Raw genomic sequence first — 21,818 nt, 5'->3', positions numbered from 1 at the left:
GCTCATAGGTTAAATGGCTCATAATTGGCAACTTTGGTCGGTAGTCAATTTAAGCTTTTTATCTCGGGGAAAGAGAATCACTTCTCTTTCCCTTGATTTAACTTAACAACTACCGTAGTTGCATTTATCAATTGAATCTAAGTATCGCTGTTTTGTTATTCCTTGATTTCGGATTCCGTGCATTCGGATTCAGTCACTTATCTCCCTTGAAATTCATTGCTCAAAAAACGGTCACTCATTTTCAATTGGGATACAAGGCAACAAATGAAGCTCCGAAGAAATTCGCAGCTACTGTCGGCTTCTTCGTGGTAGGGATCTTTGTTCTTTCATTATTCCTGGAATATTTCCTTTTCGCAAGCATTATGGGTGGATTTTTGCTGCTTTTTGCAAGTTTGGAGTCCTTTTTCGGTATTTGCGTCGGTTGTGTGATCTATCAGCAACTAACGCGATTTCGTTGGTTCAATTCATTTTGAACAGCAGTTCGGTTATAAATTAGTTACGTAGGAAAAGGTTCACCCTTAAGTGAGCCTTTTTTTGTGCGTGATTTACCAGCTGGGTCAGGTAAGATTTGTGGTGATCGAATAAAAACGGAACGGAAACACTATAAAACACGTAGAGCCGCGATTAATCGCGGCTCTACGTGTTTATCAATATAAATCAAATTACAATTTTCTTGCAACTTCCACTTCTTCGTAAGCTTCAACTAAGTCTCCGATTTTGATGTCATTGAATTTATCAATGTTCAAACCACATTCGTAGTTGTTTTTCACTTCTTTCACATCGTCCTTGAAACGTTTCAATGATCCAAGAAGTCCGGTGTGGATTACAATTCCATCACGGATAACACGGATTTTAGATGTACGTTTGATCAAACCATCCGTTACATAACATCCTGCAATTGTACCCACTTTGGTAATTTCGAATGTTTCGCGAATTTCCGCAGTACCCAATACTTTCTCTTCGATATCCGGAGATAACATTCCCTCCATCGCAGCTTTCAACTCGTCGATTGCTTTGTAGATTACTGAGTAAAGACGGATATCAATCTGTTCCTGTTCTGCCAATTTACGCGCAGCTACCGATGGTCTTACCTGGAATCCGATAACGATCGCATCAGACGCAGAAGCTAAATTCACATCGGCTTCAGTAATCGCTCCAACTCCTTTGTGTACGATATTCACTTGAATTTCTTCCGTAGAAAGTCTCAACAATGAATCGGATAATGCTTCGATAGATCCATCCACGTCACCTTTTACAATCAAGTTCAATTCCTTGAAATCACCAATCGCCAAACGACGACCGATCTCATCCAATGTAATGTGTTTGTTTGTACGAAGACCTTGTTCACGATACAATTGCTCACGTTTCGTAGCAATGGTTTTCGCTTCACGCTCATCATCCATAATATGGAAGGTATCTCCTGCAGATGGCGCACCATTGATCCCCAGAACAGATACCGGTTGTGCCGGACCTGCTTCTTTCAAAGCAACACCATGCTCATCGTGCATTGCACGAACACGACCGTAGTTACGTCCTACCAATACCACATCACCAATTTTCATTGTTCCGGCGTGTACCAGCATGTTTGTAACGTATCCTTTTCCTTTATCCAAGGAAGATTCAATTACGGTACCAACTGCATTTTTATTCGGATTTGCGCGTAGATTCAAGATTTCTGCCTCTAACAACACTTTATCCAATAAGGAGTCTATATTCAAATTCTGTTTTGCAGAAATTTCCTGACATTGGTATTTTCCACCCCACTCTTCTACCAGAATATTCATAGCAGAAAGTTGTTCGCGGATCTTATCCGGGTTTGCACCTGGTTTATCAATTTTATTGATCGCAAATACCATTGGTACGTTTGCTGCCTGAGCGTGAGAGATTGCTTCTTTTGTTTGAGGCATCACGTCATCATCCGCTGCTACAATGATAATTGCAACGTCCGTTACCTGAGCACCACGTGCACGCATCGCTGTAAAGGCTTCGTGACCTGGTGTATCCAGGAAAGTCATCTTACGACCATCTTTCAAAGTAACCGAGTATGCACCGATATGCTGTGTAATTCCTCCGGCCTCACCAGCGGTTACGTTTGCATTACGGATTTTATCCAGTAAGGAAGTCTTACCGTGGTCAACGTGTCCCATCACCGTAATGATTGGCGGACGGTCGATCAAATCTTCTTCTTTATCTTCTACTTCCTGAATCGCTTCCTGAACATCGGCAGAAACAAATTCTGTCTCGAATCCGAATTCTTCAGCTACTATCTGAATGGTTTCAGCATCCAAACGCTGGTTGATGGAAACAAAGATTCCCAAAGACATACAAGCCGAAATAACCTGAGTTGGAGAAATGCTCATCATCGATGCCAATTCCGACACGGTAACGAACTCCGTCAACTTCAAGATTTTTTCTTGTAGTTCTGCTTCTAATTGTTCGATTTCACGACGTTGTGCACGGTCATCCCGTTTCGCACGACGGTTTTTGGAACCTTTTGATTTACCTCCCTGAGAAGATAAACGAGCCAATGTATCCTTAATTTCTTTTTGGATATCCTGTTCAGAAACTGCCGGTTTATCAACCGGACCTCCTTTTCGGAAGTTACTTCCTCCTCCGCGGTTAAAGTTTCCTGGTCCACCAGGACGATTTCCACCCGGTCCACTATGTTGACCCGGAGGGCGATTTCCGCCTGGTGCGCCTGGTCCTCCCTGACCTCCACCTTGTGGATTTGTACCAGGAGTTTTAGGAACCTCTTTCTTAATGCGTTTGCGTTTCTTGCGATCATCACCCGGACGAGAAGAACCAACGGATTTCGGTCTTTCAACAGGTAATTCAATTTTACCCAATACCGTAGGTCCGGATAATTTGGTGCGTTCTACGCGAATTGTTTCTATTTCTTTCGGAGCATCAGGAGCCGGAGTTGGCGTTTCCTTTGCTTTTACTTCTTCTTTTTCAGGCGCTAATGCAGATTTAGGATAATCGCTTTTGTCGATTGGTCCATCTTCCTTTTTGCGCTTGTCCGGTCTTGTTTTCGTATTCAACTTATCCAAGTCGATTCTACCAATAACCTGAATTCCACCATCAACTGATTGAGCTGCCGGTTCTTCTTCTATTTTTGGTTTTGGCTCTTCAGCCACTTTCTCAACAACAGGTTCAGGAGCTTCTATTTTCTCCTCCACTTTCGGAGTTTCAACAGGTGGGGCAACAACGGGTGCAGGAGCAGCTTTTACTGGTTCTGCAGGTTTGTTATCATTACGATAATCATCCGAATCATCCTCGTCATCTTGAGCTTTTGGTTCGTCTTTGATATCTCGTAAGGTAATTGTCTCACGCTTTTCTCTCTTAACCGCCGTCATTTTGGATTGCTCCTTTAAATTTTGGTCTGCGGCAAATTGAGTACGCAACATGTCATACTGCTCCGGATCCAACTTCGTATTTGGATTGGAGTCAATAGCTTGTCCCTTCGACGCCAAAAACTCGACAATCGTAGTGACTCCTACATTCAACTCTCCTGCTGCTTTTCCTAAACGCTGTGTTTTACCAGACATATATTATTTGCTTCTTTTTAATTAATGCTCACCCGATAGTTATCGGAATGAACAGTTTTGCTGTGTAAAGATAGTTAGTGTTAATCAGATTTAGGTGAAAATCGGTCAGGTATTTTTTACCTGACCGAAATCTCAACCTGTTTTATTCTTGTGAAACTCTGTTTTTTGCAACCCGCTTTCGCTTGTTACATTTTAAAAATTTCGCCTTTTTTACTATTCGAATTCTGAGCGAAGGATACGCAATACCTCTTGGATTGTTTCCTCTTCCAGGTCTGTACGTTGAACTAAATCAGCAACCGTCAATTCCAATACAGATTTCGCTGTATCACAACCAACCGCTTTCAATTCATCCAAGATCCAGCTATCGATTTCATCTGCAAATTCTTCCAAATCAACATCTTCGTTGTCAGACTCACCATCACGGAACACATCAATTTCGTATCCTGATAATTTTCCTGCCAAACGGATATTGTATCCTCCTTTTCCAATTGCCAAAGAAACCTGATCCGGTTTCAAATAAACACTTGCACGTTTTTCTTCCTCGTCAATTTCGATATTGGTGATTTTTGCCGGAGACAATGCACGTTGAATAAACAATTTCGGATTGTTCGTGAAATTGATTACGTCGATATTCTCATTGCGCAACTCACGAACGATTCCGTGAATACGTGACCCTTTCATACCAACACAAGCTCCAACCGGATCAATACGGTCATCGTATGACTCAACTGCCACTTTTGCTCTTTCTCCCGGTTCACGAACGATTCGTTTGATGGTAATCAATCCATCAAATACCTCAGGAACTTCCAATTCGAACAAACGCTCCAGGAATTCCGGTGCGATACGGGAAAGGATAATTACCGGTGAACTGTTTCGCATATCCACTTTCGATACAACTGCGCGGATAGATTCACCTTTCTTGAAGTAATCAGAAGGAATTTGTTCTGATTTCGGAAGAATCAACTCATTGTTCTCATCATCCAAAACCATAATCTCTTTCTTCCAAACCTGGTAAACCTCACCAGTGATGATTTCACCGATACGTTCTTTGTATTTCTTGTACAAATGGTCTTTCTCCAATTCCAAAATACGGGAAATCAAATTCTGACGAAGAGACAAGATATTTCTACGACCGAAGTCATTGAAACGGAATTCCTCAGAAACTTCCTCACCGATTTCGAAATCCGGTTCGATTTTGATTGCATCCGAATAAGCGATCTCGGTATTCTGATCTTCTACTTCACCGTCTGCAACAATTTCCTTGTTCACGAAAATCTGAACGTCTCCTTTATCAATGTTTACAATCACATCGATGTGCTCATCAGTGTTGAATTTTTTCTTCAACATCGCACGAAACACGTCTTCCAATACGTGTTGCATCGTTTGTTTATCGATACTTTTGAGTTCTTTGAACTCTGAAAACGATTCTACTAATTCCAAGCTGTTCATAGCTTCTTATTTAAATGAAATAACAATTTTTGCTTCGTTTATATCTGAAAATGCGATCTTGTTCTCGATCACAACCAGTTCTTTTTTCTTTTTACCTTCAATCGCTTGCTTTTCTTCGCGTTGCAATACAAATCCGGCTTCATCAACAGAAATCAACGTTCCCGTCACTTTCTCTTTTGTTTTCAGTTTTACATCCAGATCACGACCAATATTTTTCACATACTGGGCATGAACACGTAAAGGCTTGTCTAAGCCAGCGGAAGAAACACTCAACTCAAAATCAGCATCTTCGCGATCCAGATTGTGTTCAATGTTTCTCGAAACCGACATGCAGTCTTCGATGGAAACATTTCCTTCCGTTTTATCCAACTCCAAGCGAATTACATTCGTTGAACTAATCGTCAATTCCACAATAAACAAACGTTCATCGCGGTCCTTGATTCGCTCTTCTGCCAGTTCTTTTACTTTTTGTTTTGAAATCATATGAGATAAAAAGAGGGGACTTGCGTCCCCTCATTTGCGTTTTTAACCTTAAATGTGATGCAAATATACGTATTTTTTATTGAAAACCAAGTAATAGGAATGAATTTCTTTCTCAAGCTAGTTTGCATTTTTAAATTTAATTAACTTTCAAGTCTCATGGAAACACGTATCAAACTTCAAAATCAATCGCTGGTTGCTGAAATAGATTTATTAGGCGCCGAACTCCTATTTCTTGGAAACGAAAGCAGTGGAAATATCCTTTGGTCGAAACAAACCGATCACTGGAATCGGGTGGCTCCAAACCTGTTTCCGATAGTAGGTAAATTGATGAATGATTCGTTTACTGTTCAGGAGAGATCTTATTCAATGACTCAACACGGCTTCGCTCGTGACAAGGAATTCGAAGTGATTGAACAAACAGAAAGCAGTGTCCGCTTGCGCCTGGTTTCAACACCTGAATCGATGGATGTTTATCCGTATTCTTTTGTTTTCGATGTGTGCTTTTCACTTTCGGAATCCGGGATCACCATTGCCTACGAAACAACGAATAAAGGGAAAGAACCCATGTATTATTCCGTAGGTGGACATCCGGCTTTTCAATTGGATGAACCTTTGGAAAACTACTTCCTGGAATTTGATGAAGCAATCCAACTCGAACGCGAAGATCTGGCGGGAGGTTATTTTACGGGGGAAACTCAGTATTATGGTGTTTCAACTCACTTGAATCTAAGCGACGAATTGTTTGAATCGGATGCATTCGTATTGAAAAGTCCTCATTTCAGATCTGTCTGTCTGAAACACGTGGACGGAAAAACACTCGTGCAAATGAACTGCGATTCCTGGACTGCGATTGGTTTCTGGACAAAAAAAGATGCCCCATTTATCTGTATTGAGCCTTGGTGGGGTTGGGCAGATGATGTGAATTCGACCGGAAAACTGGAAGAAAAAGCAGGAATCAGAATATTAGAGCCGGAATCAAAAGAACTTCTTACCTATTCCATTCACTTGAGGGGTTCTCAAAATTAGAATTCTTCGATTCTCCGAACTGAGCCTCACACCTTACTCCTGCTAGCCAAATAGACACATGTCTATCTGTCTTTTGTAAGGGGTCTAGCAATGGCTGGGCAGATCAAGTATATTCGACCGGAAAACTGAATAGAAAGCAGGAATCAGAGGTTTAAATCCGGGAGAAAGTGAACGGCTGGTGTATGAATTGATTTTGTGACTTCGACTCCGCTCAGTCACCAGCTCTAGAAAAGAACAATTGAACTTCGGATTGAAAAGGTCATTGAGCGCAGTCGAAGTCAGTCTTTTGTCAGTCGAATAACCTCAATTCGTCTGTCGGTCACTTCCTCGACCTCCAATGTCCATTTTCCGATTTCTATTTCTTCACCTCCGAGCGGAATGGCTTCCAAATAACTAATCACTAAGCCACCGATGGTTTCATACGAATCGGATTCAGGTAATTTCAACCCATAAGTCCTGTTCAGGTATGAGATCTCGGCTCTTCCGGAAAACCGGTAAGTTGTTTCGTCAATCTGTTCTTCCAGCCAGGTTTCATCGTCGTGCTCGTCTTCAATTTCTCCGAAGATCTGTTCAATGACATCTTCAATCGTCACCACACCGGAAGTTCCACCGTATTCGTCCACCACCACGGCAATGGATTGGTTTTTCTTTGTAAACACCTCCAATAATTCCTTCCCCGGCATCGCCTCCGGAACAAAAGAAATGGGTCTCAGAATCTGAGTAATTGTAGCCGGTTTTTTGAATAACTCATAGGAATGCGCATACCCGATGATGTTGTCGACGGTATCCCGATATAACAGCAATTTAGACAAGCGTGTTTCAACAAATTTAGCCAGTAAATTTTCAATGCTTTCTTCCACATCAATGGCTTGAATCTCCATTCTCGGAACCATACAATCACGCGCCCGTATTTTGGAAAAATCCAATGCGTTCTGAAGTATTTGAATTTCATTTCCCAAATCAGCTTCGTCTTCCATCCGCTCATTCACGTCCTGAACAAAGTGCTGTAAATCGGTCTTTGAAAACACTTTTTCCGATTGTTCAATGCGAATTCCAAAAAGACGCAACAAGCCATTACTCATCCAGACTATGAGTTTTGTAGGGATGTACAAAACCCAATAAACCAGCCACATAGGAGCAGATCCCAAGCGGAAAATTCCATTCGGATTGATCTGAAAAAGCACTTTGGGGAAAAATTCCGCGAAAGTCAAGACAATCAAGGTGGAAATAACCGTTTGCAACAAAACGACCAGGTATTCCTTTTCGATTCCCCACGAGGAGATCAATGGGTCGAGGGTTTCAGCCATGTACATTCCGAAGATGACAATCCCCACATTATTGGCTATCAGAAGTGTTGCTAAAAAGTGCCCGTCATTCCCATAGAAAACATTCAACAGTTTGCTATACCAGGAGTTTTTTCCGCGATCCAGCTCCACTTTTAACCGGTTGGAAGACACAAAGGCAATCTCCATTCCTGAAGAATATGCAGAAAATAGTAGTGATGCAAGAATAATAATGACGGAAGAATCCATTCAACTACTTAAAGTAGAAAATTAGTAAATTTTACTCAGACCACATCAAATCCGATGTCCTTTCTAAAATATGCGTTGTCGTAAGAAATTTTCTCAATACTTGAATAAGAGCGTTCCAATGCTGCTTCCAGGTTTCGTCCATAAGAAGTCACTGCTAAAACGCGACCTCCGTTGGATAAGACTACCGGTCCGTCGCTTGAAGTTCCTGCATGGAAAACCAAACTATCGGTCACGCTATTGATTCCATTGATGACTTTTCCCTTTTCATAAGCATCCGGATAACCTCCGGAAACCATCATTACGGTACAAGCACTTCTCTCTTCAAATTGAATATCACATTCAGAAAGTGTATTCGTAGCAACACCTTCCAACAGATCAATCAAATCTGATCTCAAACGCGGCATAACCACTTCTGTTTCAGGATCTCCCATTCGGCAATTGTATTCAATCACATACGGTTCACCTTTCACGTTGATGATTCCAAAGAAGATAAATCCTTTGTAGACGATTCCGTCAGCTTTCAAGCCTTTTACGGTTGGAATGATGATCTGATTCTCAATTTTATCCATGAACGTTTTGTCACAGAAAGGAACCGGTGAAACAGCACCCATTCCTCCGGTATTCAAGCCGGTATCACCTTCGCCAATGCGTTTGTAATCCTTTGCTTCCGGAAGTATTTTATACGAATCCCCGTCTGTCAAAACAAAAACGGAACATTCGATTCCTTTTAAAAATTGTTCGATAACCACTCTTGAAGATGCATCCCCGAATTTTGCATCGGCAAGCATACTTTTCAATTCAGCTTTGGCTTCAGTAAGTGTTTCAGGAATCAAAACTCCTTTTCCTGCAGCCAATCCATCCGCTTTCAATACGTAAGGAGCTTTCATTCCGTCCAGGAATTTATATCCCTGTTCCAAAGTATCTTTCGTGAATGTCGCGTATTTGGCCGTAGGAATATTGTGGCGCATCATGAATGCTTTCGCAAAATCTTTACTTCCTTCCAGTTGGGCAGCTTCTTTGTTTGGCCCGATAACCGGAACACTTTTCAATTGAGCATCTGCCAGGAAGAAATCATGGATTCCTTTCACCAATGGATCTTCAGGCCCAACGATTACCATATTAATATTTTCAGCAAGAACAAAGGCCTTGATTGCCGGAAAGTCTATTGCAGACATATCCACATTTGTTCCATGTAGTCGAGTTCCAGCATTCCCTGGAGCGATAAACAACTGCTCTAAATGGGAGCTTTGTGCAATTTTCCAAGCGATTGCATGCTCTCTTCCACCTGAACCCAACAATAATATGCGCATATTAACAGAATTTCAATATTGATTCAAAGAAACGTTTTCCATCTTCATTTGCCAAAGCTGCATCCGCAGCTCTTTCCGGATGTGGCATCATTCCAAACACGTTTCTTCCCGGGTTGCAAATTCCCGCGATGTGGTGCAGTGATCCGTTCGGATTACTTACATCTGAAACTTGTGCTTCTTCATTCACATAATGAAACAATACCTGATCATTATCCAAAATGGATTTCATTGTGTCATCTGCCGCGTAGAATCTTCCCTCTCCATGTGCAATCGGAATCTTATATGCTTTTGCTGCATCCAATCCTTTTGTAATGGCACTGTTGGAAGTTGCCGGTTTCAGATATACGTTCTTGCAAATGAACTTTTGATTGTTGTTGTGCAATAAAGCTCCTTGTAATAACCCGCTTTCCGTTAAGATCTGGAATCCATTACAAATACCCATCACGTAACCACCTTTGTCTGCATGGTTCATAATCTCACCCATAATCGGAGAAAGTTTTGCAATTGCTCCTGAACGCAGATAATCTCCGTAAGAGAATCCACCGGGAAGAACTACAAAATCCACCCCTTTCAAGCTGGTATCTTTATGCCATAAACGTTCTACTTGTTGGCCCATGATTGTTTCAAGGACATATACCATGTCTTCATCACAATTGGAACCTGGAAAGGTAACAACACCAAATTTCATTGATCTATTTTTGCGACGGAAGCCCGCCAATTCATGAATGGCAACAAAGTTAGTCAATCTAGTTAGACAACCATGTATGAAATGAGGAAAAATTTAGCAACAGCTATAATTAGAGTCAGGTAGAAAAAGATACTCGCCACCTTTTGCCAGATCCGATGAATAAAGGCGAAAGTGAAGAAGAAGCTCAAGGGGATAAAGAGCATGCTCACCCATTCGGACTGTTGATAAATAATGATTTCTGCAACTCCTAAAAGCAGGGTTCCAACCAAAATCCACACCAATGCACGATTCAATTTCTTAAAGCGGATATTACTTACACGCACCCGGATCTGAATCCCGATAATACTCAGTAAGAATAGAATGACGATGGTCGCCGTCGTTCCATAGAAAAATACATCTTCATATTTGATGAGGGAAGAATGGCGCAAAATCCGGGTGGAAATAGTGTGTCCAGAAATCCACCAATAGGTCAGACCATTTCCGATGGGAATCAAAAATCCGATGATCATCAGAAGCCACTGTCTGAAACTGAATGGATGCAAAGCCCAGGCTGAAAACCAAAACGGGATGATCAATGCCGCACTCGGCGGAAGGAATGAAGCCGATAACCCAATGAAAAATGCACTATTGAAAGCTGAAGTGAAATTTGTCTCATTGCTTTTTAATTGGAACAGCAAACGCACCGATTGAAGCAAAAACAAATGACAAATCAACACCGCATCGACTTGGTAAAAGGAATGGGAAAAACTCATCAGGACCACATAGAATAAGGAAGGTCCGTAATTGTTCTTGTCCAGAAATTCGTGTTGATTGAATAGAAAGTTCAACTGGATCGCGTTGATCATCACAATTGCAGAAGCGAAGATGGACGTCCACCAGGAACTAAGAAAATCTGTTTTCCCCCAAAGACCCAGGTCGACATGTTCGATCAGGGTATGGAAATGAAACTGTGCATTCAGGAGTTGAAATCCAACAATGATTGGAACCAATAGTAACAAGACTAATGGGCGATTACTCAAAAAAGGGCGCAATATCATGTGGCGAATTTAATTCTAAAATTTAGAATCAAAAAAATAAACGACCATTCACCCATTCAGGATCTAAAATAGCTTGGTGTTTTCTGTAAAACTCGATGGCCGGTTCATTCCAATCCAGGACTTGCCAATCCATTCGTTTTGCATCCCATTTTTTCGCAATTTCAACAACTTGAGTAAACAATCTGGAACCTATTCCACCCCTGCGAAACTCCGGTTTCACATAGAAGTCTTCCAGGTAAAGGCATCTTCCTTTCCAAGTGGAATAGGATTGATAATACAAAGCAAATCCAACCACTTCCTGTGAATCGTTTTCCACAACCAAAGCCTCACATACCCGGTCAACAAATAAATCAACCCTTAATCTTTCAACCGTATTTGTGACCTCGTCGGGAGCTTTCTCATAAAGTGCCAGTTCGGAAATCAACCCATGAATCGCTTCTTCGTCGCCTATTTTCGCCGCACGGATGTTCATCTTACAAACCTCCAAGGTTAAAGCGGAATCGAATACCCGTACTCATGTTACCAGTTGGATAAGATGTCGCGATTTTAGGATTCGTAATTACCTGATCGTAATAGAACTGAACCATCAGATTCGCTCCGATGTTGTAATCAATCGATGACTTGATTGAAATCACTTTCTGCCCGGCAGTTGCTTGTTCTGTAGATTCAACAATCTTACGGATCACAGTCAGGTTATCGCGGAATGTAAAGTCGAAGCGGATGTTTAATGGATTCTCAGGTTTGTTCTTACCGATTCTGAATGGCAATCTTACCTTAGGGAATTTGTACCCTGCACCAATGACAATCTCATTTCCTAATACTTCAGTCACCTGGTTATTGTTCAATGAAAGTGTCGACGAACGGTCTTTCTTAATCTCGAACTTCGTGATCAATCCTTGTTTCTTGATGTTCCATGTCGCATCAAACCCAATCAATGGAGAGAAACGTTCTGAAATCGTCACTGTTTGAATATTTCTTTCCGCAATAAAGTTGTTGTTCAAATCACGTGCAGTTGCCCCGCCGTTTTGGTCGAATGTCGCATTCAGATTTGACTGTACCTGTCCTAATGTCACAGTGGAAGAATAAGCATGGCGAATGACAAAGTTTTTCGTCAACTTCTTCATTTTTTCAAATTTAGCCAAGCCATTGTAATTCACTGTCCAGTTTGGTAAAGGCATGGAGTTAAAAGGATTAACAGAACGCTTGTTCACTTTTCCATTTGTATAAGATGATAGGAAAGCGCCAATCACGACCTCTTGCTGAGAAATATTATATCCATCCCGGTAACCACCTGTAGTTCCGGAAGAATTTGCATTCCCGCTAGCCAACAATTCGGAAACCTGCTTAGTGGTTTCTCTCATCTGCTTGAAGTTCGCCGATTCATAACCTGCTGACAATTTCTCAAATGAACTTCCAATGGAAATCGTAGAGTACGAAAGCGTGGATGTTTGGAAACGGCTTTGTGATTCAAATTGAAAAGTTTGATCATTGTAACGGAAGAAGTCATTGGTGTTCTCTGACATCGTTCTGTTCATTGACAAATCGATAGTAAAATCTTTCATCGGTTCAAGCGTCGCACGACCGGTAAACGTTTGATTGTGCGTCAGTGTGTGTTGGCGGTTCAATGCCGGATTCTCCACTAACCAATTTCTGTCTGCAGCTGACTGAGCAAAATTATAACCTGTTTCCTTACCTGTAACCGAATACGACTGTTGCCCGAAAATGAAGCCGGCCATTCCGGAACTGAACGCAGGATTAAATCCTAGCATTCTGGCTTGCTGGTTGTATCCAGGCAACAATGTACCATCCGTTTGATTATAAGTTGCTGAAACGTTTCGGACACTCATCAACAAACGGGCTCCAAATCCTACTACCGGATTCACCTTGTTTTCTTTTTTGCGCTTCTGCTGACGTTCGTGTTTGCGTTTCTTGCGTTCCCATTGGCGACGTTCCTTTTTGGTCATCTCTTCCAACGGTTTTGGCGGTTTTAATTCCACCACAGGTTCCTTGCCTTTATCCTCAGGTTTTGCATTTTCATCCGCACCACCTGCTTTTTGTCGCGTTATAGTTCTTGGAGCACCATTGCCACCGGTATTCACTTTCTTAAAGAATGGGATCTTGTTATATAAATTGGTCATGTTTGCCTGAAGCGTTGCATTGACCGTTCTACTGTTCTGAACAATATTTCCGTAATTCTCCTGTCCTAATGGTGAACGTTGCCAGTTATATGTTCCTGTATACTTCATATTACCTGTCAACCAATCCAAAGCAGGAATCAGGTTGAATGGCACGTTGTAGGAGAAGGTATAATCATGGGTGTAATCCATGGTTTTTCCAAATGTTCCCAACTGCTTGCGGATCGTGTCTTTGAACTGACGGTACAAGGTGTCATTTCCTTTGCGATTCACTTCTCCATCCTGCTCATCGAAAATTGCACGGTTGTTTGCATTGAATGTAAGCTTCAGGTTTTTAGTCAAATCCCAACCTAAACGATACCCTCTATTCCATTGGAAATTCTTGACATAAACCGGTTTATACTGGAATGCGGTCGCAGAGGTGTCAATCGTATTACGGATCTGGCGTTCATTGTAATTTCGTTGGATATCGTTTGTAAATCCAAGTGTTTTTGGCAAATACCCGATACTGGTCTCTTTCAACAATCCCCACCACTTGGACTTTTGCATGAACTTGGTTTTCTTGAACGGTTCAAACGGCTTGTTTTCAAACGAATAAGCGTAAGCTAAGCTCCCTTTCCATTGTTTCGTTCGATCATAATTGGTATTGAAATCCCGGTGGAAACTTTCACTGTATCCATATCCAAGCGTCCAGTTGGAAACATCGTAGAAATGTGCTGTTTTACCTGCAGCTCTTTCCTTACGGACACCCTGGAAGTTATATGATTTGCGTTCGGTAAAATCCTGCGCAACTTTAGCAATACTTTTTCTTTGCCCTGCTTCATAAGAACTCAATTTGATATCCGGATTGAACGGATCGTATTCCGGGTTGATAATTCCTAATGAATACCCATAGAAAAACGGAACAGAAAGTTTGATTCTATTTCCAAGGAATTGACCCAACTGCATGTTTGTCTGGAAATCCATTCCGATCTTTTGATTTCTTTGTCTTTCCTGAACACGTGAATCAACTGCTCCCCAATTGACACCGGAGTAATTACCGGATAAGGAGAAACTACCGAAATCTGCTGCCTGAACAGTCATTTGGGCAATTGCTGCCGATCCGCCATCATCCACGAAATCCGTTAAGCGTAACTCGTTGACCCAAACCTGGACACACTTGGCAAGTCCATCATCCGACCAAGGAGACGGTTGATTTTTAGCCGGATTGCGAACACCGATCATGATGGTCTTGATCCCTTGTAAGTTCGGACTTCCTTTTACTTTAATTCGTCGATCACCATTCTGTGGATCCTGAATTATATATTCCACATTGGCCGCAACTCCTCCGCCTCCAAGTAAATCATTTCTGCGTTTTTTCAAGTCCAATAGATCCTGGAACACAATTTCCATATTGTTGGATTCCGGCCAAATATCATCTGCATTATTCGTATACCAGGCAGTCAGGTTCAATGGAAGTTCGTATTCGTAATAGTTGTCCACGAAATCGGTTCCTAAACGAACAAATAAGGTTACATCCTTATCGTGCAATGAATTCGCAGTAATTTCTTCGGCGTGAACATACATTTTCAATTTCTTGTATGTACGAACGTCAAACTGAACATTCTTATAAGCAGCTCTTGCATCACCGTCTTGCAGATTACAAACATCCAATGTTAGGGCTTGTTCGTTCATCTGGCGTTGTTGTGGCTGAGACGGGTCAATTTCACGCTGAATTCCCGGAGGAATCTGATATCCGATTGGAGATTTCTCATTGTTCTCCTCAAAGTTCAATGCTCCGATGTTGAATGTTGTAAGGTTTGGATCGACCTGGATGATTTCTCCCGGTTGCATCAGATCCAACAGGTATTTTCTCCATTCCCCACGAACCAATTCCAATTTTGCAAAACGAACAATCACTTCATCGTCAAAATCCTTCATGAACATGCGGAAAAAACGAATCGATCTGAAATCACGGATCCCGTTAATGATTTTCTCCGGCTCCTTGATTGGAACTTTGAATTGGTACCATCTTTCTACTTTATTCGGGTTTGAAGCCGGTGTGTAAGTAACGACACTTGTGATGTGATTCTTACCAACAACCATATCAGCTGGTCGCAAGCTCACCTTATATTGAAAATATGCTTCCGATTCAGATAAGTTATTATCCTGATTGATATCTTCCAGATCCGGTGTGTTTCTCGCCTGAGTCGGATAACCTCCTCCGTTAGGATTCATTCCACTCGACATCTCTGTAGTAGCGGAATTCCCTTCCATTCCGTTATACTTTTTATAACGTTGAAGTATGTTCAATTGCTGCTGGTCATAAAGATCATCTCTGTAGAAGTTATAATCATCCGTCGACGGGTCGGCAATCATTCTGGCTTGTACATCCGGATCCAATCCTGAGTTTTGAACCCAATTCACATATCCTGAATAGGATGCAACCTCTTCCGTTGATTTGTATCCATCAATTCCGACATCCTGATTGACTCTTGAATTCGGATCGTTGTCAAATGCATTCACAACAACTTGTTGGGTGGACACTTTTGCCCAAGGAGTGATAACAACCGGGTAATTCGCACCGGCATATGGTGGGATTCCGTTCTCGAAACTTTTTCTGGAATCCGCCAATACATCTTCTGAAACATTTCCTAAGTTGAAATACAAGTCCCCACCCGTTAAATTAGGCGTTGCCAGCATTGCATCGTCATTGAACGGATCCAAAATCCAAAACTGGATGTATTCCACATTTGCCTGCTCAAAATCGTTGGTAGTCAGCGAACGCATAATTCCTCCCCAATGATCTTCCGGATTTGTAAAGGTTCCATCCGGGTTAATTGGCTGCAAGGTATCGTAATTATACATTCCACGTTCTTTCGGATAGTAACCCAATTCCAAAATCTGGATTGTTGGAATGGATCCGTAAGTTAACTGTTGATTCGGGAAAATATCGGTTTGAAGGACCTGACGCATACGACTGTCAAAAAGTGAACTTGGGTCGTCTTTTAAGTGCTGAGGAGTCAAATTATTTGAAGCATAAAAAAGCGGATCGATCAGGTACCAGGCAATTTTTGATCTCTTAAATCCATTGGACAGGTTTTTTGAAGAACCTTCCGGGAACAAATTATTCTGTCCTTGCGGAGTCGATGCAATTCTCCATGCACTTTGTGTTCTAAGGTCAATCGTACTCTGGCTGCCTTCGAAGTCGTCCACGTATGAAATCCCGGCTTTTGAAATCGCTTTAGGCGTTCCCGGAATCAAGTGGGCAAATTCTCCCTTGAAAGTCATGAATGATTTCTCCTTTGTGGACAGAACGGGCAACAAATCAATGAACTTGGTCAGGAATGGTAATTCTGTTCTATAGTTGATATCAAAACCAATCACGTTATTCTTGTACGGCTCACTTCCAAAATCCACTTTCTGAGTTACCGGACGCTCCATCATCCTCAACCAGGTCGCTCCGATATTGAAATCCTTATTGAACCGGTAATTGAGATGGGTCCCGACCATCGACTTGGATTGGAAGCCAAAGACCGAATTACTTTCGATTGAAATCTTGATGGGCGTATTTGACTCCAAAACACCTGTGTTCAGAATTTTTACACGACCTAAGTTGTAGTCCACCGTATAATCTTGTCCTTCCACCATCGGAATTCCACCGGCAGTTACTTTAACTGCTCCTTCCGGAACGTTCAATGCATTCAGTGAAATGTCTGATGTAACAGAAGATTGGTATTCTCCCTTAAATGTGAAGCGGTTTTTACTTGGAATCTGCTGTGCCGCGGTTTTTGTCGAATCATACAATTCGGTATAAGCAATGGTATTTGCAATCGCTTCAGACATTGGAGGATTGCTGCTCATCAGCTTTTGCTTCAACACCTGACCAAAAGGTTCATTAGTGGAGAACATCACCCGTCCATTCTTGGTATTGATCGTACCACCCGTTTCCGCTTTCTGACCATTGTACATGATTGGTACAAAGTCGAATAATCCATCCGAGAATTGTTGATTATTGACGTTCAAACGATCCATCTCAACCAAGGTGATGATTTGTTTGTCATTCAATCCAGGATAAGGTAAAATAGGCGCCAAAACGGATGTTTCCGGATTATTATAGAAGATATTCAACTTGAAACCTGTCTGATCCACTTGGTAGGCACCGATTGAATAGATGTTTTTCATCATCAAGTCCCAAATCTTCAATGTCGGGTTAGTAATGGTTGGCTTCAACAATTTCAATATCAAGGCATTCTGACCAGCAACACCGTCTGTGGAGAATTCCCCTACCTGTTTTGTTTCTCCTCGGTAGGTATATTCGTAAGCAACAGCCAATACCTCATCGTTATTCAACGGTTGGCTCAAGGAAATGAATCCCAATAATGCATTATAGGTATATTCCGATTCGCTTAGTTTTCTTGCATTTTCTACTTTTTCATATTCAACCGCTTGTTGGAATGGTCCGGGAGTAGAAGTCTGAGATGACAATTCTGCAACAGCCCCGTTGAATCCACGGATAGCTTGATTCCCTGAAACGTAGGCATACAAATTACTTGATCCATTGCTCGGCATCGGAGATCCGGATATGATAGTAGGACCCGGACCAGGCGTAGCGCCCACCAAATTCTGCGTTTGAGATTCCCCCAAATCCGAGAACGCCAAAATGTTTCTCGAGTTTTCCGTATTGTTTATCTTGTTGGTTACCCAAACCTCCATTCTAGTAACATACGTTTCAGAAGCCACGTTCGGCATCTGAGCCATCGCAGCATCGTATTGGTCATGGAAAAATAAATTCAGGAAATAGTGTCGGTTTGCTTCGTAATTATCAGCAGTTACTTCAAAAGGTTGAATTTGTGCTTTCCCGGTGATATTGATTTCTGTTCTCTTCCCTTTTGAAGATGCACCGATTGCATCAACAGTCAAATCCCCAAAGCGCAATTTTGCATACGCCCCAAATAAAGTTTGTGATCCCGGGATCAATGCACCGAACGAAGGAAAACTGACATTCCCCAACTCGATTCGCTGAATGATCTGATCCTCATCCCCTGAGTAACCCAATTTCGTTACGTTATCAAAGTCAAAAGCCGCTTGGGTATTATAGCTTGCGCTCAATTTCAATTTCGTTCCAATTTGTCCAACCAAGTTCATCTGAATCTGTTGCTGGAAATCGAAGCGGGTAATTTTTCGTTGCTTTACAGGTAAAATCGGGTTGTCGTAACGCGATGTATTGACACCGAATGCCAATTCGATCGATCCTTGCGGACGAATCGTGATTTCATCGGATCCGAAGAAACTGGTAAATACTTTTGATGGAATCTTGATTGGAAACTCAAGTGCTCTGTCTTCCTCTGTTTGCTGATCGATCTTATCTTTCCAATTTTCTTTCAATGATTTTTGACGCTCGTATTCGAGATACTCTTCAAGTGTCATCATGGATGGATTCCGATAATTCAGATTGGAATTACCCATCGTTTCAGAAAAGATGTATTTCCCTGTGACCGGATCAAAAACGATACTTTTCTTTACTCCGGTCGGATCACCCAAATCAAAGGTTTGAGTATTGTTTTGAGTCGGATCCAATGGGTTATTGATAGGAAATGGCAATTGATTCGAAGTATCCGGTTGGGCCCAGAATACAAGCGATACAAAACAGAAAACAACCGTAGAAAACAGTTGCATCACTCTTGTGTAGTTAGCGTTCAAAATTTTTTCCAAGTGTTTATAATATTTTCAGTGCCCCTTTAATTAATTCTTCCACAGATTCATCTCCGGTGGCAATTTTTTCAATTGCTTTTTCAGCAGATTTTTTATCAAAACCTAAAGAAATCAATGCAGTTAACGCATCAAATCGATTTGTATTGTTTCCAACAAAAATATTTGTTGCATCACTCCATTCCACCTTCAACATCTTATCTTTCAAATCGATAATAACTCGTTGGGCTGTTTTTGCCCCAATTCCTTTTATCGCTTGTATAGAACGTACATCTTCCGTTTGTATTGCATTCGCAATCTCATTTGGTGACATGGAAGAAAGCATCAGAATGGCAGTGTTCGGTCCGATTCCGGAAACCGATAGCAAGAAATTGAACACATCCCGTTCTTCAGGAGTGGCAAATCCGAACAGCAAATGTGCATCTTCCCTGATAATTTGTTGTGTCAATACCTTTACATTTTCGGTACTTCCGATCGCTGAAAAAGTATTCAAAGATATTTTCACAAAATACCCGACACCACCACACTCAATAATCAAGTTGGTAGGATTTTTCTCTATTAAACGTCCGTTAAGGTGTGCTATCATGAATTACTTTGTTTGTGCATCAACGACTGCAACTTTTACCATATTTACGATTTCGCGAACCGAGGATCCCATCTGCAACACATGAATGGATTTTTTCAGTCCAACCAATACTGGTCCGATTGCATCTCCTTCTGTGATTTCCTGCAACAATTTGTATGCAATATTTCCGGAAGAAAGATTTGGGAAAATCAAGGTGTTCACCTCTTTATTAGCCAATTGGGAAAAAGAAAACTTCTCATTCATCAATTCGTTATTCAAGGCGAAGTTTGCCTGAACTTCTCCATCAACAATCAATGTCGGATGATTTTCATGCAAAATTTTCACTGCTTCAGCCATTTTTTCGGAATCGTCGCCAGGTGCAGAACCAAAATTGGAATAACTCAACAAGGCAATTTTCGGTGTCACTTTCAGTTTTCGCAGTGTTCGTGCAACATTGAATGTGATTTCCGCAATCTGTTCTGCAGTTGGGTTCATATTGATGGTCGTATCTGCAAGGAACATCGGACCTCTTTTGGTGTTTAGGATATAAACTCCGGCAACGGTCTTCACATCTTTTTGCAAACCGATGACCTGAATAGCAGGACGAACAACATCTCTGTAATTTCTTGTCAAACCGGAAATCATTGCATCTGCGTCACCCATTTCCACCATCATGGCGCCAAAATGATTTCGCTCACGCATCAATTGAATGGCTTCGTATTCCGTTACTCCTTTGCGTTTGCGTTTTTCGAAGAATGCTTTTCCATAGATCTGTCGGCGCATTTTCTCCGTATCGGATTTCGGGTCGATGATGATCATATCCGGAATTTCGATCGAATATTCCGCAACCAGCGATTCGATCAATTTTCTTCTTCCCAATAAGATCGGAATACATATTCCTTCTTCAGAAGTATTCTGAGCAGCTTTTAAGATCTTTACATTATCCGCTTCAGCAAAAACAACACGTTTCGGATTGCTTTGTGCTTTTGTCGTGAGGTTACGGACCAATTTATTATCGAGTCCCAATCTCTTTTTGAGAATCATTTCATACTCATTCCAATCCGTGATCGGATTTTTTGCAATTCCGGATTCCATTGCTGCACGCGCAACCGCTGGTGCAACATGATAAATCAAACGGGGATCCAATGGTTTTGGAATGATTTGATCGCGTCCGAAGGAAATGTGTTTTTCGCCGTAAGCTTCAATGACTTCTTCCGGGATTGTCTCCTTTGCAAGGTTAGCAATTGCCTTTACCGCAGCCAATTTCATCTCTTCGTTGATTCCCGTAGCTCGAACATCCAAAGCTCCTCTAAAAATGAACGGGAATCCAAGTACATTATTCACCTGATTAGGATGATCGGAACGCCCGGTCGCCATGATAATATCATTGCGTGTTGCCATGGCATCCTTGTAGGAAATTTCCGGATCAGGATTAGCCAAGGCAAAAACAATCGGGTTCTTAGCCATTGCCGCAATCATTTCTTTCGAAACGATATTTCCCTTTGATAAACCTATAAATACATCCGCTCCTTTGAAGGATTCTTCTAAAGTTTCGTCTTTTTTGTGTGTAGCAAATAACTGCTTCATCTCATCCAAATCAGATCTTTCAGCATGGATCAATCCCTTGCTGTCGAACATGAAGATATTGTTCACCGATGCACCCAAAGCCATGTACAATTTGGCACATGAAATTGCAGCAGCTCCGGCTCCTGAGATAACAATCTTAACTTTTCCTATTCTCTTTTTGGCAAGCTCCAGGGCATTCAATAAAGCTGCAGCAGAAATAATTGCAGTTCCGTGTTGATCGTCATGCATCAAAGGAATATCCAATTCTTCCTTTAATCGGCGTTCTATTTCAAAAGCCTCCGGGGCTTTGATGTCTTCCAGGTTAATTCCTCCAAAAGTGGGAGCAATTGCTTTTACCGTTTGAATGAACAATTCCGGATCCTTTGCATCAATTTCAATATCAAACACATCGATATCTGCAAAAATCTTGAAGAGTAACCCTTTCCCTTCCATTACGGGTTTTGAAGCCAATGGACCAATGTCTCCCAATCCAAGAACAGCTGTTCCATTAGAGATTACGGCAACAAGGTTTGCCTTACTGGTGTACTTATAAACGTCTGCCGGATTTTCAGCAATCTTCAGGCATGGCTCAGCCACTCCGGGAGAATATGCCAAAGACAGGTCACGTTGGGACGCGTAAGGTTTTGTTGGGACAACCTCAATTTTTCCCGGTCTACCGGAAGCATGATAATCTAACGCGTCTTGTTTGCGAACTTTTGCCATATAAATAAGATTGTAAGGGGCGATAAAGTTAATAAATCTTACTACAAGAGCACCAAAAGTTCGGA

13 protein-coding genes are annotated in these 21,818 nt (G+C 41.6%); 2 read left to right on the top strand and 11 right to left on the bottom strand.

Annotated elements, in window-relative coordinates; all coding sequences use genetic code 11:
• Window positions 1-131: 131 nt before the first annotated feature.
• Window positions 132-473, top strand: coding sequence for a DUF4395 domain-containing protein (locus AAG807_RS11920; RefSeq protein WP_341904057.1), 342 nt, complete (start codon window positions 132-134; stop codon window positions 471-473).
• Between the two features lie 189 nt (window positions 474-662).
• On the opposite strand, the gene infB is transcribed toward AAG807_RS11920, so the two are convergent.
• The 3 genes from infB to rimP form a co-directional block, all read right to left on the bottom strand.
• Window positions 663-3,548 (bottom strand): translation initiation factor IF-2, encoded by a 2,886-nt coding sequence (gene infB, locus AAG807_RS11915; RefSeq protein WP_341904055.1) that lies wholly within the window; start codon window positions 3,546-3,548, stop codon window positions 663-665.
• A gap of 213 nt (window positions 3,549-3,761) precedes the next feature.
• On the bottom strand, window positions 3,762-4,997 hold the full coding sequence (gene nusA, locus AAG807_RS11910; protein ID WP_341904052.1) for a transcription termination factor NusA: 1,236 nt from the start codon (window positions 4,995-4,997) through the stop codon (window positions 3,762-3,764).
• Window positions 4,998-5,003: 6 nt separating this feature from the next.
• The gene (rimP, locus tag AAG807_RS11905; protein ID WP_341904050.1) at window positions 5,004-5,480 is read right to left on the bottom strand and encodes a ribosome assembly cofactor RimP; all 477 of its coding nucleotides are present in this window, start codon (window positions 5,478-5,480) and stop codon (window positions 5,004-5,006) included.
• Window positions 5,481-5,636: 156 nt separating this feature from the next.
• On the opposite strand from rimP, the gene AAG807_RS11900 reads away from it, so the two are divergent.
• Window positions 5,637-6,506, top strand: a complete 870-nt coding sequence (locus AAG807_RS11900; RefSeq protein WP_341904047.1) for an aldose 1-epimerase family protein — start codon at window positions 5,637-5,639, stop codon at window positions 6,504-6,506.
• A gap of 278 nt (window positions 6,507-6,784) precedes the next feature.
• Here AAG807_RS11900 and AAG807_RS11895 read toward each other — a convergent pair whose 3' ends face one another.
• The 8 genes from AAG807_RS11895 to AAG807_RS11860 all read right to left on the bottom strand — a co-directional run bounded on the left by AAG807_RS11895 (window position 6,785) and on the right by AAG807_RS11860 (window position 21,753).
• On the bottom strand, window positions 6,785-8,038 hold the full coding sequence (locus AAG807_RS11895) for a hemolysin family protein (RefSeq protein ID WP_341904045.1): 1,254 nt from the start codon (window positions 8,036-8,038) through the stop codon (window positions 6,785-6,787).
• 35 nt (window positions 8,039-8,073) lie between these two features.
• Entirely contained in the window at window positions 8,074-9,348 is a 1,275-nt protein-coding gene (gene purD / locus AAG807_RS11890) for a phosphoribosylamine--glycine ligase (RefSeq protein ID WP_341904041.1), read from the bottom strand.
• 1 nt (window position 9,349) lies between these two features.
• On the bottom strand, window positions 9,350-10,036 hold the full coding sequence (gene purQ / locus AAG807_RS11885; RefSeq protein ID WP_341904039.1) for a phosphoribosylformylglycinamidine synthase subunit PurQ: 687 nt from the start codon (window positions 10,034-10,036) through the stop codon (window positions 9,350-9,352).
• Between the two features lie 62 nt (window positions 10,037-10,098).
• A complete protein-coding gene (locus AAG807_RS11880) occupies window positions 10,099-11,073 on the bottom strand; it encodes a hypothetical protein (protein WP_341904037.1) in 975 nt (324 codons plus the stop codon).
• Window positions 11,074-11,101: 28 nt separating this feature from the next.
• Window positions 11,102-11,545, bottom strand: a complete 444-nt coding sequence (locus tag AAG807_RS11875; RefSeq protein ID WP_341904033.1) for a GNAT family N-acetyltransferase — start codon at window positions 11,543-11,545, stop codon at window positions 11,102-11,104.
• 1 nt (window position 11,546) lies between these two features.
• Entirely contained in the window at window positions 11,547-18,866 is a 7,320-nt protein-coding gene (sprA, locus tag AAG807_RS11870) for a cell surface protein SprA (RefSeq protein WP_341904030.1), read from the bottom strand.
• 40 nt (window positions 18,867-18,906) lie between these two features.
• On the bottom strand, window positions 18,907-19,485 hold the full coding sequence (ruvA, locus tag AAG807_RS11865; protein WP_341904027.1) for a Holliday junction branch migration protein RuvA: 579 nt from the start codon (window positions 19,483-19,485) through the stop codon (window positions 18,907-18,909).
• A gap of 3 nt (window positions 19,486-19,488) precedes the next feature.
• Window positions 19,489-21,753: an NADP-dependent malic enzyme gene (locus tag AAG807_RS11860; RefSeq protein ID WP_341904023.1), complete on the bottom strand. Its 2,265-nt coding sequence runs from the start codon at window positions 21,751-21,753 to the stop codon at window positions 19,489-19,491.
• Window positions 21,754-21,818 lie beyond the last annotated feature (65 nt).

The sequence above is a fragment of the Fluviicola taffensis DSM 16823 genome (genome assembly GCF_943372375.1).
Lineage (GTDB): Bacteria > Bacteroidota > Bacteroidia > Flavobacteriales_D > Crocinitomicaceae > Fluviicola > Fluviicola taffensis_A.
The sequence above is the reverse complement of the archived record's forward strand: the minus strand, read 5'-3'. Positions and strand labels throughout refer to the sequence as shown.